Origin of the sequence: Lentzea aerocolonigenes, assembly GCF_000955955.1 — a bacterium.
Taxonomy (GTDB): domain Bacteria; phylum Actinomycetota; class Actinomycetes; order Mycobacteriales; family Pseudonocardiaceae; genus Lentzea; species Lentzea aerocolonigenes_A.
The window spans coordinates 1-14,626 of the sequence record NZ_JYJG01000153.1 but is presented as its reverse complement, the minus strand read 5'-3'; the positions used below and the strand labels follow the sequence as shown (position 1 = coordinate 14,626).

Below are 14,626 nucleotides of genomic sequence, written 5' to 3'. Positions count from 1 at the left end.
GTGATCGTGCCGTACGTGTCGAAGGGCTTCTCCGTGGTGACGCGTTGTCATCAGTTTCCCCGGTGAGGTCACGGGTAGCCGGAGCACGACCGAAGCGGAATTCCACGTTCACATGGAGCGCTCGTGACACACGTCGGCCTGTGCGGAAGGCGGCGGTGCCGGCATGCGCGGGCGCTGAGTCACAGCTCCGCTCCCCCTGTGATGATCAGCAGCGCGACGTCGACGACGGCCACCGCGAGCAGCGCGTTGAAGTTCGCCCGCGAACCGGGCCGCCGGCCGCGCACCCGGCCGATCAGCAGGATCAGCACCGACGACGGCACCGCCACCAGCCCCGCCGTCGTGACCGGGCCGGGCGGGCCGAACGCGAGGACCACTCCGGTGATCACCGCCAGCGCGGACGCCGATCCCGCGCTGGCGGTCTTGCCGAGGCGGTGCGGGAGGCCGCGCACCCCCGTGGCGGCGTCGTCCTCCAGGTCGGGGATCACGTTCGCGAAATGCGCCGCGCTGCCGAGCACGCCGGCCGCGGCGATGAGCCACAACGGCGGCCATTGCGCCGCCGGGCCGCCGAGTGTCACGAACGCGGGCAGCAAGCCGAACGAAACTGCGTACGGCATAACGGAGAACGCCGTTGCTTTGAGGCCGAAGTCGTACGCCCACGCCGAGCACAACATCACGACGTGCACCACCGTCGCGTCCACACCGGACAGCAGCGACAAGCAGATCGCAAGCGCCGCAACGACGAGCGTTGCGATGGCCACGAGCCTGCGCGACACGGCACCGGCGGCGACGGGTTTGTCCTGGCGGCCGACGCTCGCGTCACGGTCGGCGTCGAGGAGGTCGTTGAGCCAGCCCACGGAGAGCTGGCCCGCCAGCACGGCCGACGCCACGGCCAGCAGCCCTCCTGGTGACCTGCCGGTGGTCACGGCCAAGGCGGTGGCGACCGCGGTGACGGCGAGAGAAGGCAACGGATGACTGGAACGCGCGAGAGCTCCGAGGCGGCCCATGAGCCTCCAGTCTGCCAGCCGGCGGACGGCGCGCAGAACGATCTTGAGCCGAACGATCCGGAGCTGTACGAACGTTTTGCCGGCCAGTGGTGGGATCCGCGCGGTGCGTTCGTCATGCTGCACTGGCTCGCCGCGGCACGCGCTGAGCTGATCCCGCCGCCGCGTCCCGGCGCGGTGCTGGTCGACCTCGGGTGCGGCGCCGGGCTGCTCGCACCGCACCTGCGCGGCTACCGCCACATCGGCGTCGACTTCTCCCAGGAAGCCTTGCGCCAGGCGCGAAAGCACGGCGTGCGGGCGATTCGGGGCGACGTGCTCGCCGTGCCGCTGCCGGACGGGTGTGCGGACGTCGTCGTCGCGGGCGAGATCCTGGAGCACGTCCACGACCTGCCGGCCGCAGTCGCGCAGGCGTGCCGGTTGCTGCGGCCCGGCGGTCTGCTGGTGCTCGACACGCTGGCCGACACCGCGTTGTGCCGGCTGGTGGCGATCGGCGTCGTGGAACGCGTGCTGGGGCTCGCGCCGCGCGGTGTGCACGATCCCGCGTTGTTCGTCGACCGCCGGGCGCTCGTCCGCGAGTGCGCCCGCCACGGTGTGCGCATGGCTTTGCGGGGTATCCGCCCCTCATTGGCCGACCTGCTCGCGTGGTCGGTGCGCAGGAGAGCCTCCGTGCGCATGGTTCCGACCGCGACCACCGCCGTGCTCTTCCAGGGCGCCGGCCGCAAGGAGGGATGAGCCGTGGACCTGGAGTCCCTGGCCGACCGCATGTCCAGCCGGGCGTCGAAGTACGACGTGTCCGGCGACTTCCCCGAGGAGGACTTCGACGACCTGCGTGCCGCGGGGCTGCTCGGGCTGATGGTGCCGCGCCGGCTCGGTGGCGGGGGTGCGTCGTTCGCCGAGTACACCGACGTGGCGATGCGGCTGGGCAGCGGAGCGGGTGCCACCGCGCTGATCTTCAACATGCACGCGTCGGTCACCGGAGCGCTCGCGCACATCCCCGAGGAACTGGTACGGCAGTTCGGCGCACCGGAGAGCTTCGCCGCGTCCCGCGACCGTGTGTTGCAGGCTGCCGCGGGCGGTGCCCTGTACGCGGTGGCGATGAGCGAACGCGGCATCGGCTCGCGCCTGTCGAAGGTGCGAACCTCTTATGAGCGAACGGATTCCGGTTTCCGGATCACCGGCGCGAAGACGTTCGTCTCCGGTGCGGGCCACGCCGACGCCTACCTCGTCGCCGCCAGGGACAGCACGTCGGAGGGACCCAGGATCTCGTACTTCCTCGTCCCGTCGGGCTCTGGCGTGGAGGTCCGGCCCGCCTGGGACGCGCTCGGCATGCGCGCCACCGCGAGCCACGACCTGCACCTGCACGCCGAAGTCGGGGAAGACGCCCTCCTCGGCGGCATCGAGGGAACCGCGCTGCTGCTGGCCCAGGTGATGCCGCAGTGGCTCGTCGCCTCGTATGCCGCTGTCTACGTCGGTGTCGCGAAAGCCGTGCTGCGGCACGGTGCGGAACACCTGAATGAGCGCGGACTGCAGAGACTCCCGATGGTCCGCGCGCGCATGGGACGCGCCGACACCCAGGTCGCCGCCGCGGAGCTCGTCGTCCGCAACGCGGCCAGGCTCGTCACCGAGGATCCCGGCAGTCCCGAGACCAACCGCTGGGTGTGGCGGGCGAAGCTGGCCGCCGGGGACACGGCCGCCGAGGTGGCGTTCTCCGTCCTCGAGGCCGCCGGCGCGTCGGCCATGCGTCGCGGTCATCCCCTGGAGCGGCTCTACCGCGACGCGCGGTGTGGTGCCCTGCAACCGGCCACGTCCGACGTGTGCGCCGACTGGCTCGGAGCCTGCGCGATGGGCGACGACCCGGACGAGGTGGCCCGCTGGTGACCGCGCACATCGCCGCGATCGGCACCGCGCTGCCTCCCGCGTTCGAGCAGAGTTCCCTGTGGGAAAACCACTTCCGCGCACTCCTGAACGGCAGCAGGGCTGCTGGGCGGATCTTCGCGTCAGCCGGTGTGCAACGCCGGCACGCCGTGGTGAACCCGCTGCAACTCGACCTGTCGGAGTGCACGACCGGCGAGCGGATGCGCTGGTACGACGCGTACGCGAGGCCGTTGGGGCACAAGGCCGTGCTGTCCGCTCTCGACTCCGCCGGACTCGATCCCACCGACATCGGACAGCTCACCGTCGCGTCGTGCACCGGTTACACGGCACCGGGACTGGACGTGCAGCTGGCCGCGTCGCTCGGCCTGGCTCCCGGCGCGCAACGGCTGATGGTCGGCCACATGGGCTGTTACGCCGCACTGCCCGCAATGGCCACCGTGGCCGATTTCGTGACCGTGCACCAGCAGCCGGCGGTGTTGCTGTGCCTGGAACTCACGTCGCTGCACGTCCAACCGTCCACAATGGACGTGGAACAGATCGTGTCGCACGCGCTGTTCGCAGATGCCGCCACCGCGGTCGTGGTGACGCCAGAGCAGGGCAGGCTCGAGGTGGTCGCCACCGCTGCCCTCACCGATCCCTCGACGGCGGACCACATGACGTGGACCGTCACCGACCACGGCTTCCGGATGACGCTCTCGCGGTACGTGCCCGACGTGCTGGGCAAGCACGTCCGCGACGCCGTCGAAGGCCTGCTCGCCGATCACGGCCTCACCGTGCCCGAGGTGCGCGCCTGGGCGGTGCACCCCGGCGGGCCGCGCATCCTCGACACCGTTCAGCACGAGCTCGGGCTGCCGTCCAGCGCGCTGCAACCGTCCCAGAAAGTGCTGCGCGACAACGGCAACTGCTCGTCGGCGACGGTGCTGATGGTGCTCGACGAGATCCTGGGAAGCACCGTGCTGCGACCAGGTGATCCCGTGGTGGCGATGGCGTTCGGCCCCGGACTGACCCTGTACGTCACGCTCTTGCGCGCGAGGTGATGACCATGCGATCCGTTGCAGGCACCGTTGTTCTCGTCACCGGCGGCTCGGCCGGGATCGGCCGCGTCACCGCCAGGAGGCTCGCCCGTCTCGGCGCGCAGGTCGCGATCTGCGGCCGCGACCAGCACCGGCTGGACGCCGCTCTCCGCGAGATGCCCGGCGCGTGGGGAATGTCCTGCGACGTCACCGATCCCGCCGGCCGCGAGCTGCTGGTGCGGGCTGTCGTCGAACGTTTCGGCCGCATCGACGCGCTCGTGAACAACGCCGGGCAGGGCCGGGTGGCCAAGCTCGCCGACCTCGGCGGCGAGCAGGTCGAAAGCCTCGTGGCGGTCAACTTCACGGCTGTCGCCGAGCTCACCCGCCTGGTGCTGCCGCTGTTCGGTGCCCGCGGCGGGCACGTGGTGATGCTGTCGTCGATCGGGGCCTGGGTGCCGGTGCCGCCGTTGTCGCTGTACTCGGCCACCAAAGCCGGAGTGCTCGGCCTCGCCCTCGGTCTGCGCAGGGAGGTGCCGCGCGGGGTGCGGGTGCACGCGATTTGCCCCGGACCGATCCGCACCGAGTGGCTCACCCGCGACCTCAACGGCACGCCGGACGAGCATTCCGCGCGGACCAGGCTTTCCGCCGGCTCCGATCCCGAGCTCGTCGCCCGCGCGGTCGAGAAGTGCCTGACCGCGCGGGCGTCCCGCACCGTGGCCGTGCCGCGCTGGTGGGAGATCGCCCGGCTCGGCTCGTTCGCTCCGGTCAGCCGGGTGCTCGACGTCGTGGTCGCTCCCGCGTCGTCGGCGATCGTCCGGATGGCGCGGCGCTACGGCAAGCGGCTCGGTTCATCGACCTGAGACCGCGACGCCGCGCAGCGAACTGGACGCGTCGGGGTTCGCGTCCTCCTCGACGCTGATGCCGAGCCGTTCGACCAGCTCCCCGCCCAGCCAGCCACCGAGACCACCCGCTAGCACGCCCAGCCACGCCGCGATCAGCGCTGGCCAGGTGGGCGCCCAGTCCTGCTCGGCCAGGCGCAGCAGCCAGCTCACCGCGAACAGCACCAGCACGGTGGCGTTCACCAGTCCGTGCAGCAACCCGATCCGGCGGGCTCGGGTGCCGCGCGGTACGACGAGCAGCCAGTCCAGCCAGCCGGTCGCCGCGGTGAGCACTCCCATGAGGACGCCCGCGGCGATCAGGTGGGCGGAGGTGAACTGGAAGCTCTCCCGGCCGGTGACCAGGTGCAGCACGTCGAAGCCGACCGCCGTGGTCAGCAGCCCCAGTGGGAAGACGATCAGGATCGGGTGGACGGCGTGGCCCGCGGCACGTACGCGACTGCGCATGAGATGTTCCTTCCCGAGAGCGGATGCTCACTGGCGTACCCAGCGGCGCGGCGGCTACCCCTGCGCCGCGGCCGTTCCACCCACGTGGCCTGCGGAGCGTTTGCCCTGATGGCCGCGCAGGGTAGAAGAACTGCGCCGGATCGAGTGGTGGTGGAGGCATCATGAGCGCGGCCGAGGAGGACAGCGACTTCAGGGGACTCGCGGAGACGCTCGGCGACGTCGCGCGGACGCTGCAGGCGGAACCCGGCGTGGAGGCGACGCTGCGGGCGATCGTCAAGGCCGCCGTCGACTACGTTCCGGGCGCCGAACACGCGGGCATCTCCCTGGTCGAACGCGGCGGGATTCACACGGTCGAGCCGACAGGTCACATCGTCGAATGCATCGACCAGCTGCAGTACGACCTGCACGAGGGGCCGTGCGTGGACGCGATCGCCGAGCACGAGACGTTCCGCGTCGGCAACGTCGGAGCGGAGGCCCGCTGGCCGTCCTTCGGCCCGGCCGCGGCCGGGAAGGGCATCCGCTCGTTGCTCTCCTACCGGCTGTTCGTGACGGACAGGACGCTCGGCGCCCTCAACCTCTACTCCAGCCGCGTCGACGCCTTCGACCACCACACCGAACAGGACGGCCGTCTCTTCGCCACGCACGCCGCGATCGCCTTGATCGGCGCTCAACGAGAGGCGCAACTGGGCATCGCGATCGAGAGCCGCGACATCATCGCCACCGCCAAAGGCATTCTCATGGAACGCCACGGCATCGACGCGGCGTCGGCGTTCCGGTTGCTGGTGGAAGCCTCCCAGTCGACCAACGTCAAACTGCACCAGGTCGCGGCGTGGCTGGTGGAGAACCGCATGTTTGATCGCCGTTCCGGTGGGTAGCCAAGCCGCGTGAACTCGGCACCCGGTACGTCACCAACACCGGCCGAGCCTTCCGTCCCTCCCCCGACAGCACACCGCTGCGCCACGGCGTCCACGGACAGACCCCGGCACGCGGACGCGACTGACGACCGCTGCCGACGCCCGATTTCGCGCGCCGAGGAAGGAACAGCCGCATGCGCATCAGCCGCAAGCCCACCGGTGCGAGGTTCTTCGAGCTGTTCTCCGAGATCGGTGCGAACATCGGCACCAGCGTCGAGTTGTTGCGCGAGTTCGTGCGCGCGCCTGTCGAGCAGCGCGCGGAGATGGCCGCGCGGATGCACGCGCTCGAGAACGCGGGAGACGACGCCACCCACGCGATCATCGAGCACCTGGACCGGTCGTTCGTCACGCCGTTCGACCGGGAGGACATCTACCGGCTGGCGTCCAGATTGGACGATGTCGTCGACCACATGGACGCCGCGGTCGACCTGGCGACGCTCTACCGGGTGGGTGAGCTGCCGGACGGTGTCGCGGCGCAGGTCGACCTGTTGTGCCGGGCCGCCCAGCTCACCGCGGAGGCCATGCCGCGGCTGGAGGAGCCGCAGGAGCTGACCGCGTTCTGGGTCGAGGTCAACCAGCTGGAGAACGAGGCCGACCAGGTGTACCGGCGGCTGTTGTCGGAGTTGTTCAACGGCTCGCGCGACGCCCTGGAGGTCATGAAGCTCAAGGAGGTGGTGGACGAGCTGGAGGCCGCCGCCGACGCCTTCGAGCACGTGGCGAACGCCGTGCACACGATCGCGGTCAAGGAAGCGTGATGCTGACCGCCGGACTGGTGGTCGTGGTGGTGCTCGCGCTGGCCTTCGACTTCACGAACGGCTTCCACGACGCGGCCAACGCCATCGCCACCGCGGTCTCCACCCGCGCGCTGACCCTGCGCGCCGCACTCGCGCTCGCGGCGGTGATGAACCTGGTCGGCGCGCTGCTGGGCACCGGCGTCGCGGTCACCATCGCGAAGGGCATCATCGACACCCCGGCAGGCGACGACGCGCTGCACGTCGTGACCGCCGCACTCGTCGGCGCCATCACCTGGAACCTGATCACCTGGTACTTCGGCCTGCCGTCCTCCTCCTCGCACGCCCTGGTCGGCGGTCTGGTCGGTGCGGCCCTGGCGTCCGCCACCACCGTGCACTGGGCGGGCGTGCTGGAGAAGGTCGTCATCCCGATGGTGGTCTCCCCCGTCGTCGGCCTGCTGCTCGGCTACGCGCTGATGACGGTGATCATGTGGGCCTTCCGCAACGCCAACGCACACCGCGCCGGGCGTCTGATGCGCCGCGCGCAGGTGTTCTCCGCGGCGAGCCTCGCTCTGGGGCACGGCCTGCAGGACGCCCAGAAGAGCATGGGCGTCATCGTCCTCGCCCTGGTGGTGACCATGAACCAGGACGGCTACTCGGTGCCGTTCTGGGTGATCGGGGCGTGCGCGCTGGCTCTGTCCGCCGGCACCTACGCGGGCGGCCTGCGCATCATGCGCACTCTGGGCAGGCGCATCTTCCACCTCACCCCGCCGCACGGCTTCGCCGCCGAACTGTCCGCCTCCTCCGTGCTGTACCTGACCGCGTTCGTGTTCCACGCCCCGATCTCCACCACGCACGTGATCACCTCGGCAGTCATGGGTGTCGGCGCGACCACCCGTCGATCAGCGGTGCGTTGGTCCGTGGCCGGCGACATCGCCAAGGGATGGGTGCTGACCCTGCCCGCCTCCGCGATCGTCGCCGCCGGCGCATATGGAGTGGTCGCTCTGCTGTGAGCCGGGACAGCGGCCCCCGGACCCGGGATCGCTTGACGAGTGACGAGCACGACTTCTGGCCAGGCGCTCAGTTGCCGCGGCCTGAGGTGACCAGGACCGCCCACACCGTCTTGCGGTGTTCGTTCTGGTCCGCGACGCAGCCCCAGGTCTTCGGGAGCTGCGCGACGATCCGCAGGCCTTTCCCCGTCTGGATCGGATCGCGTCCCGGATCGGCGAGCACGACCGGCGCCGGGTCGTCGTCGCCCACCGCGACGGTGAGAAGGTTGTGCCGCAGCTCCAGGCGCAGGCGTGCTTCGGAACCCGTGTGCTGGATCGTGTTCTGGACCAGCTCCGAGGCAACGTGCACGGCGTCGTCCACCAGCACGTCCGGCAGGCCCCACTCCGCACACGTCCGCCGCACGAACCGGCGGGCACCGTGCGGGCTGCTGAGATCGTGAGGCAACGCGCTGAAGGCGCGCCTGCGAGGTGCCGGCCGATCGACGTTCGCCAGCGCCTCCTCGAGATCGGCGAACACCGTCACGTACCGGCGGATGGGTGTGCGGCGGAGAGCTTCGGCGTGAGCGGGACCGGTGACCACTGTCCCGTGCCTGAGCCGCATGGTGCAGGGCGTAGGTCAGCGCGGCCGCAGCCGTTTCGGCGTCTCCTGTCGTCGACGCTCTGCGGGCGCGCGTGCCGAGCTGGGCCCGGCGCGTTTCCAGCTCGCGGATGCGCTCCGCCGTTCCGCGCACCCTCGACGCTGCCCGCTCCTCGGACGCCATAAGACAGCTTCGCGCCGCCGCGGCGTGCGGCACAAGTGCTCAAGGACCTCCCCGTTCAACCGGCCGGGTTGTCGTGCAACGGTGTCACGGTGGCGGTGGGAGCCTCGGGCATGCGGACCAACGGCTGCAGCGGCACGCCCCGTCCGGCGTGATCTCCTCGCCCAGCAGCGTCGGTGCCTTCACCGAATGGGCAGGCAGCGGCGGGGCGCCCGGCCGCAGGGTTTCCCGCAGCTCTGGTGCGGGTACTCGGGTGATCCACAGCAGCGACCGGTGACTCCGAGTTGACCAAGCAGCTCGCAACGAGCTTGTCGAACCCGTCAACTGGAGTGATCATGAGGATCGCGATGGTGTCCGCTCACGCGAGCCCGCTGGACGAAGCACGGGGTACGCACGTCGCCGAACTCTCGTCCGCTTTGACCAGACATGGGCACGACGTGACCGTGTACACCCGCAGGGAAGCCCCGGACGTGCCGGGCCGGATGCGCACAGATCGCGGCTACGAGGTGGTGCACGTACCTGCCGGGCCGGCGACACCTCTCGCGGACGAGCAGGCGTTGCCTCACACCGGTGACTTCATCTCGTTCCTGTTGCGGGAATGGGCGACGTCCCGGCCGGACGTCGTGCACGGGCACGGGTGGATGTCCGGCATGGTCGGCGTGCTCGGCGGGCGGCGGGCCCGAGTTCCGGTGGTGCAGACGTTCCACTCGCTGGCCGCGGCCGAGCGGGCCGGCGACACCGGACCGCGAGAACGCCGCCGGATCGAGGTGCTGGTCGGGAGAGAAGCCGCCCACGTCGCGGCGGCCAGTTCCGGCGAGATGGCCGAGCTGATCAAGGCAGGAGTGGACCGGGCGAAGATCTCCGTCGTGCCCGTCGGCGTCGACATCGACCAGTTCACACCCGAAGGTCCCCGAGCAGAACGCGACCAGTCGTACCGCGTGGTCACTGCGGCTCCGTCGCCGCAGTACCGGGACATCGAGGCCGTCATCACGGCGTTGTCCGGTCTCGACGATGCCGAGCTGGTGATCGCCGGACGTCCGGAGAGCGGACGGCTGCACGACGATCCAGAGGTCACGAAGTTGCGGGAACACGCTGAGAACCTCGGCGTCGGCGACCGGGTCGTGTTCGCCGGTGCGGTGGCGCACTCCGCGATGCCCGCTCTGTTGCGATCGGCCGATGCCGTCGTCTGCGCGACGTCGCACGAGTCCGGCGCGGTGGCGCTCGAAGCGATGGCGTGCGGTGTGCCGGTCGTCGCCAAGGCTGCCGGTGCGCCGGCTGATCTCGTCGTGAACGGCGTGACCGGTCTGCTCGTGCCGCCAGGAGAACCGGAGAGCCTGTCACGGGCGCTGCGCTCGCTCCTGCTGGACGACACATTGCGCAACGAGTTCGCGGTGGCGGGCCGGGACAGGGTCACCGCGCGGTACTCCTGGAGCCGCGTGGCCGAGGACGTCCTGCGCGTCTACGCACGGGCTGGCTCGGCTTCGTCCGGACGGACGCGCTCTGGCCGGTGTCACGCGGATTCCGCGGGGTAGTCCCGGCGCTGCGCGGCACCTGCCGTGCGGTGCCGAAAGGGGACCATGACCACGCTGAAGCCCACACCGGTCAGTCCGCACCCGGCGAAGGCCGGCCAGGACCACGACAGTCGCTTGTGGACGGACCCGCACCGGTTCGACCCGCGGCGGTTCCTCGACCGCGCGATCGGCGCCCGGGACCTCGTGCCGCAGGGCGCCGGTGATCCGCACACCGGGCACCGCTGCCCCGGCGAACCGTGCCCGCGCAGCGGCGTCCGGCTCGCGGCACGCCAAACGTGACTCTGCTCCGCGTTTGCCCACGCTCTGGCGGGCTAATTCCTCTGCACCTGGACGGAATGAGCGGAGAGATGACGATGAGTGCTGCAGGACAACTGCGGTCGCTGGCACGTGAGCACGTCGCCTTGGCCGCCCTCACGATTCCCCGCCTGCTGCGCCATCCGGTGTGGCGTAACGCGGATCCCCGGGAAGGCGCGGGACTCGGGGTGGTGCTGGTGCCCGGTTTCGGTGCGAGCGACTTCAGCCTCACCTTCGCCACGACCTGGTTGCGCGACCGCGGCTACGTGCCGGTGGGCGCTGGCGTCGGGTTCAACGTGGGCTGCACCTCCGAGCTGGTGGACCGCATCGAACAACGCCTGGAGGAGCACGTCGAGACCACCGGCGGGCCGGTGGTGCTGCTGGGCCAGAGCCGCGGCGGCGGACTCGCCCGGCTGGCCGCCGCTCGCCGTCCTGACCTGGTGTGCGGCCTGGTGATGCTGGGCAGCCCGGTGCTCGACCCGATGGGCGCCCACCCGCACGTGCTGCTCGCGGCCAGGGCGCTGGCGGGGCTGGCCGCGCTCGGTGTGCCCGGTCTGATGGACACCGACTGCCTGTCGGGCACCTGCTTCGAGGACAACGTCGCCGCGGCCACCGCGCCGCTGGAGATGCCCGCGGTGTCGGTGTACTCCAAGTCGGACGGCATCGTGCCGTGGGAGCTGAGCCTCGACCCGTCCGCCGAGTGCGTGGAGGTGCACAGCACCCACACCGGGATGGGACTGGACCCGGACGTGTACGTCGCCCTGCGGCCGCGCCTGGCCGCGTGGGCGGCCGAACGGTTCGACCTGCGCGATGCCGGATAGCGAACGCCTTCTCCGGACGGCCGAGGAGGTGTTCGGCTGGACCGAACTGCGCCAGGAGCAGCTGCTCGGCATGCGGCGCCTCCTCGACGGCCGCGACGTGCTGGTCGTCATGCCGACAGGTGCCGGGAAGTCGGCCATCTACCAGGTACCGGCGATCCTGCTCGACGGCCCCACCGTGGTCGTGTCTCCGCTGATCGCCTTGCAACGCGACCAGGTCACCTCCCTGCGCGACACCGGCGCGCCGCCGGCTGCCGCGATCAACTCCGCGCAGTCGGCCGGGGACAACGAAGCAGCGTGGCAGGCGTTCGGTGAGGCCAGGACGGAGTATCTCTTCCTCTCCCCCGAACAGCTCGCGAACGCCGGCACGCTGCAACGGTTGCACCGGGCGAGACCTTCGTTGTTCGTGGTGGACGAAGCCCACTGCGTGTCGGCGTGGGGCCACGACTTCCGGCCCGACTACCTCCGGCTGCGGCACGTGGTCGAGCGGCTGGGACATCCGCCCGTGCTCGCCCTCACCGCCACCGCGAGCGGTCCGGTCCGGGCGGACATCGTCGAGCACCTCGGCCTGCGCGACGCGGCCGTGATCGTCGCCGGGTTCGACCGGCCCAACCTGCACCTCGCCGCGCGGTTCTGCACCGACGACGACGAGCGCAGGCGGGCCGTCACCGACTGGGTCGCGGACCGCACCGGGCCCGGCCTGCTGTACGTGCCCACCCGCAAGGACGCCGAGCGGTACGCCGCGGACCTGGCCGCGCGGGATGTGGCCGCGGCGCCGTTCCACGCCGGGATGAAGGCGCCTGAGCGAAGACGGGTGCAGGACGGCTTCATGCGGGGTGAGCTGCGCGTCGTCGCGGCCACGTCCGCGTTCGGCATGGGCATCGACAAGCCGGACGTGCGGTTCGTGGCGCATGCCGCGACACCCGGCTCGCTGGACGCGTACTACCAGGAGATCGGCCGGGCGGGGCGGGACGGGGAACCCGCCGAGGTGATCCTCTTCCACCGCCCGGAAGACCAAGGCCTGCAACGGTTCCTGACCTCCCGGACGCTGGACCGCGAGTGCGTGCGCGAGGTCGCCGCCGCCGTGCGTCGCCGCCGTGCGGGCATCGCGATCACCGACCTGGCGCGGCGGCTGGACCGCTCCCGCAGGAAGGTCACCGGTGTCGTGAACCTGCTGGAGAGCGCGGAAGTCGTGCGAACATGCCACGATCGGGTGCGGTACGAGGAGAACGCTCCCCCACCTGCGAAAGCCGTCGCGGCCGTGGCCGAGGAGGCCGGCAGACAGGAGAGACGAGACCGGTCGCGCGTGGAAGTGATGCGCCGGTACGCCGAGACACGTGACTGCCGGAGGCGGTTTCTGCTCGGCTACTTCGGCCAGGAGCTCGGCCGGCCGTGCGGCCACTGCGACACCTGCGACGAGGGCGTGCCGGACGACAGCCCGCAGACCAGCGAGTACCCGCCGAACTCCGTTGTGCGGCACGAACAATGGGGTCGCGGCACGGTCGTGCACCACGAGACTGACCGGTTGATGGTGCTGTTCGACGACGTCGGCTACAAGACGCTCTCCCTCACCGCCGTCCGCGACACCGGAGTGCTCTCGCGGTTGAACGACGGCCACGCGGGAACACCTGCGATGCCGTAGTCCCGTCGTCACGAGGTGCCACAGATGTCCGCAGACCAGTACACGCGCCAGGACCCGCGGGAGCAGTACCCGCGCCCCCGTCACCAGGACGGCCAGGAGCAGTCGCATCCCGGCACCGACCGGCACATGGGTCCTGAGCCCGACCACGGTGAGCGCACCTACCGCGGCAGCGACCGCCTGCCCGACACCAAAGCCGTGATCACCGGCGGTGACTCCGGCATCGGCCGGGCCGCGGCACTGGCGTTCGCCCGCGAAGGCGCCGACGTGCTGCTCTCGTACCTGGAAGAGGAACAGGCCGACGCCGAACGCACCGCCGAGCTCGTGCGCGACGCCGGTCGGCAGGCCGTGCTGGTGCCCGGTGACCTGCGCACCGAGGACGCGTGCCGCGAGCTGGTCAAGCGCGCCGAGGAGGAGTTCGGGCGCATCGACGTCCTGGTGAACAACGCGGCGTACCAGATGGCGCAGAGCGACGGCCTGCTCGGCATCGGCAGCGAGCAGTTCGACCGGGTGTTCAAGACCAACATCTACGCGATGTTCTGGCTGTGCAAGGCAGCGGTGCCGCTCATGCGCCCCGGCTCCGCGATCATCAACACCTCGTCGATCCAGGCCTTCATGCCGTCGCCAGAGCTGATGGACTACGCGGCCACCAAAGCCGCCATCGTGAACTTCTCCAAGGCGCTGTCGGCCGACCTGATCGGCAAGGGCATCAGGGTCAACTCCGTCGCGCCCGGTCCTGTGTGGACACCGCTGATCCCGGCGACGATGCCCGCGGAGAAGGTCGACGACTTCGGTGCGCAGACACCGATGGGCCGTGCCGCGCAGCCCGCCGAGCTGGCGCCTGTCTTCGTCTTCTTCGCCTCGCAGGAGTCCAGCTACATCACCGGCGAGGTCCTCGGCGTCACCGGCGGCCAGCTGCTCACCTGACACCGACGGCTGATGCATCCGGAGATCGGATTGAAGGCGCCTCGTCCCGGCAACTCTCCTGCATGGACCAGAACAGGGCACCGGTACTGGAAGCGTTGCAGGTGTTCCGGGCGTGCGGCTTCACACCGTTCAACCCGCCTGGACACCGCCAGGGCCGCGGTGTGGACCCCCGCGTGCTGGAGATCCTGGGCGAAGCGGTGTTCGCCGCCGACGTCATCTCGGTCAACGGCCTCGACGACCGGCTCAACCGGCAGGGCGTGATCGAGCAGGCCCAGCAGCTGATGGCCGAGGCGGTGGGCGCGGAGCAGGCGTTCTTCTCCACGTGCGGCAGCTCGCTGTCGGTCAAGAGCGCCATGCTGTCCGTCGCGGGGCCGCACGAGAAGATCATCGTGCCGCGCCACGCCCACAAGTCGGTCACCTCCGCCCTCATCCTCAGCGGCGTCTCCCCCGTGTGGTTGTCGCCGCACTGGGACGCCGAGCGCCACCTGTCCCATCCGCCGGGCGCGGACGAGGTGCGGAAGCTGTTCGAGGCCGAGCCCGAGGCCAAGGGCATGCTGCTGGTGACCCCCAACGACTACGGCACGTGTGGTGACATCGCCGCGATCGCCGAGGTGTGCCACGAGTTCGGCAAACCGCTGATCGTCGACGAGGCGTGGGGCGCGCATCTGCCGTTCCACGACGACCTGCCGCCGTGGGGCATGGACGCGGGCGCCGACGTGGTAGTCACCAGCGTGCACAAGTCCGGTGCCGCGGTGGAGCAGAGCTCGGTGT

General features: G+C 70.7%; 16 protein-coding genes. 13 read left to right on the top strand and 3 right to left on the bottom strand.

Going from position 1 to position 14,626, the window contains the following annotated elements; genetic code table 11:
* Nucleotides 1-179: 179 nt before the first annotated feature.
* The gene (locus UK23_RS22300) at nt 180-965 is read right to left on the bottom strand and encodes a UbiA family prenyltransferase (RefSeq protein ID WP_231114622.1); all 786 of its coding nucleotides are present in this window, start codon (nt 963-965) and stop codon (nt 180-182) included.
* 3 nt (nt 966-968) lie between these two features.
* Between UK23_RS22300 and UK23_RS22295 the strand changes: the two genes are divergently transcribed.
* The 4 genes from UK23_RS22295 to UK23_RS22280 are packed head-to-tail and all read left to right on the top strand — an operon-like array spanning nt 969 to nt 4,749.
* Complete coding sequence (locus UK23_RS22295; RefSeq protein WP_082114877.1) at nt 969-1,733, top strand: class I SAM-dependent methyltransferase; 765 nt, start codon at nt 969-971, stop codon at nt 1,731-1,733.
* Nucleotides 1,734-1,736: 3 nt separating this feature from the next.
* The gene (locus UK23_RS22290) at nt 1,737-2,879 is read left to right on the top strand and encodes an acyl-CoA dehydrogenase family protein (protein WP_231114621.1); all 1,143 of its coding nucleotides are present in this window, start codon (nt 1,737-1,739) and stop codon (nt 2,877-2,879) included.
* The gene (locus UK23_RS22285) at nt 2,876-3,913 is read left to right on the top strand and encodes a type III polyketide synthase (protein WP_156213310.1); all 1,038 of its coding nucleotides are present in this window, start codon (nt 2,876-2,878) and stop codon (nt 3,911-3,913) included. The genes UK23_RS22290 and UK23_RS22285 overlap by 4 nt, the downstream gene beginning before the upstream one ends.
* 5 nt (nt 3,914-3,918) lie before the next feature.
* On the top strand, nt 3,919-4,749 hold the full coding sequence (locus tag UK23_RS22280) for an SDR family oxidoreductase (RefSeq protein WP_052684940.1): 831 nt from the start codon (nt 3,919-3,921) through the stop codon (nt 4,747-4,749).
* Here the strand turns inward: UK23_RS22280 and UK23_RS22275 are convergent.
* A complete protein-coding gene (locus tag UK23_RS22275) occupies nt 4,738-5,232 on the bottom strand; it encodes a DUF2231 domain-containing protein (RefSeq protein ID WP_045313528.1) in 495 nt (164 codons plus the stop codon). The genes UK23_RS22280 and UK23_RS22275 overlap by 12 nt on opposite strands.
* Before the next feature lie 161 nt (nt 5,233-5,393).
* Here UK23_RS22275 and UK23_RS22270 point away from each other — a divergent pair, with 161 nt between their 5' ends.
* From UK23_RS22270 to UK23_RS22260, 3 genes are all read left to right on the top strand, one after another.
* The gene (locus UK23_RS22270; RefSeq protein WP_045313527.1) at nt 5,394-6,107 is read left to right on the top strand and encodes a GAF and ANTAR domain-containing protein; all 714 of its coding nucleotides are present in this window, start codon (nt 5,394-5,396) and stop codon (nt 6,105-6,107) included.
* 173 nt (nt 6,108-6,280) lie between these two features.
* Nucleotides 6,281-6,901, top strand: coding sequence for a DUF47 domain-containing protein (locus UK23_RS22265; protein WP_045313526.1), 621 nt, complete (start codon nt 6,281-6,283; stop codon nt 6,899-6,901).
* Nucleotides 6,901-7,890, top strand: a complete 990-nt coding sequence (locus UK23_RS22260) for an inorganic phosphate transporter (RefSeq protein ID WP_045313525.1) — start codon at nt 6,901-6,903, stop codon at nt 7,888-7,890. The genes UK23_RS22265 and UK23_RS22260 overlap by 1 nt, the downstream gene beginning before the upstream one ends.
* Nucleotides 7,891-7,957: 67 nt before the next feature.
* On the opposite strand, the gene UK23_RS22255 is transcribed toward UK23_RS22260, so the two are convergent.
* Nucleotides 7,958-8,488, bottom strand: coding sequence for an ATP-binding protein (locus UK23_RS22255; protein ID WP_156213309.1), 531 nt, complete (start codon nt 8,486-8,488; stop codon nt 7,958-7,960).
* A 492-nt stretch (nt 8,489-8,980) separates the two neighbouring features.
* On the opposite strand from UK23_RS22255, the gene UK23_RS22250 reads away from it, so the two are divergent.
* The 6 genes from UK23_RS22250 to UK23_RS22225 form a co-directional block, all read left to right on the top strand.
* Entirely contained in the window at nt 8,981-10,177 is a 1,197-nt protein-coding gene (locus tag UK23_RS22250; protein WP_045313553.1) for a glycosyltransferase, read from the top strand.
* A gap of 45 nt (nt 10,178-10,222) precedes the next feature.
* Nucleotides 10,223-10,456 (top strand): hypothetical protein, encoded by a 234-nt coding sequence (locus tag UK23_RS52795; RefSeq protein WP_045313524.1) that lies wholly within the window; start codon nt 10,223-10,225, stop codon nt 10,454-10,456.
* 74 nt (nt 10,457-10,530) lie between these two features.
* Nucleotides 10,531-11,292 (top strand): alpha/beta fold hydrolase, encoded by a 762-nt coding sequence (locus UK23_RS22240; RefSeq protein WP_045313552.1) that lies wholly within the window; start codon nt 10,531-10,533, stop codon nt 11,290-11,292.
* Entirely contained in the window at nt 11,282-12,931 is a 1,650-nt protein-coding gene (locus UK23_RS22235; RefSeq protein WP_045313523.1) for a RecQ family ATP-dependent DNA helicase, read from the top strand. Before UK23_RS22240 ends, UK23_RS22235 begins: the two co-directional genes overlap by 11 nt.
* Nucleotides 12,932-12,955: 24 nt before the next feature.
* Nucleotides 12,956-13,855: an SDR family oxidoreductase gene (locus tag UK23_RS22230; protein WP_045313522.1), complete on the top strand. Its 900-nt coding sequence runs from the start codon at nt 12,956-12,958 to the stop codon at nt 13,853-13,855.
* Between the two features lie 62 nt (nt 13,856-13,917).
* Nucleotides 13,918-14,626, top strand: a 709-nt coding sequence (locus UK23_RS22225) for an aminotransferase class I/II-fold pyridoxal phosphate-dependent enzyme (protein WP_045313521.1), incomplete at its 3' end; no start/stop codon positions are given.